At 44.0% G+C, this 441-nt stretch carries 1 protein-coding gene; it reads left to right on the top strand.

Features of this window, described 5'->3' with window-relative positions:
- A partial coding sequence (locus tag MFP24_RS00310; RefSeq protein ID WP_249246708.1) for a GNAT family N-acetyltransferase occupies positions 1-365 on the top strand: 365 nt, incomplete at its 5' end.
- Between the last annotated feature and the right edge of the window lie 76 nt (positions 366-441).

Genomic DNA, 441 nt, shown 5'->3' with positions numbered 1-441 from the left:
CGGGTAATCGTCCGTTGGTGGTTGCCCAAACTCGCTCCCAAACTAGCTTAGGTGAAATCATCGGTTGGGGCAGTTTATCTGATTTATACGCGCGTCCTGCCTATCATATCAGTACTGAAATCAGTATCTATGTGGCAGATGAAGCCAAAGGGCAAGGCGTGGGCAAGGCGTTGGTCAATTATTTAATCCAAGTTGCGCCAAGTTGTGGCGTGCAGCAAGTTGTTGCGCTCATTTTTGCGCATAATACACCAAGCCTTGCGATGTTTGGTAAGCTAGGATTTGAGCCATGGGGCAAGTTTAAGCAAGTTTGTGATATGAACGGATTTATTGCTGATGTGGTGATTTTGGGAAAAAGTGTAGCTTAGATAAACAAGGCGCATGTTGAGCCTTGTTTGTGTTACAAAATTATTGTTACTAGCAGACGATTACGTATTATTAGGA

The sequence above is a fragment of the Brenneria tiliae genome (genome assembly GCF_023347575.1).
Lineage (GTDB): Bacteria > Pseudomonadota > Gammaproteobacteria > Enterobacterales > Enterobacteriaceae > Brenneria > Brenneria corticis.
The sequence above is the reverse complement of the archived record's forward strand: the minus strand, read 5'-3'. Positions and strand labels throughout refer to the sequence as shown.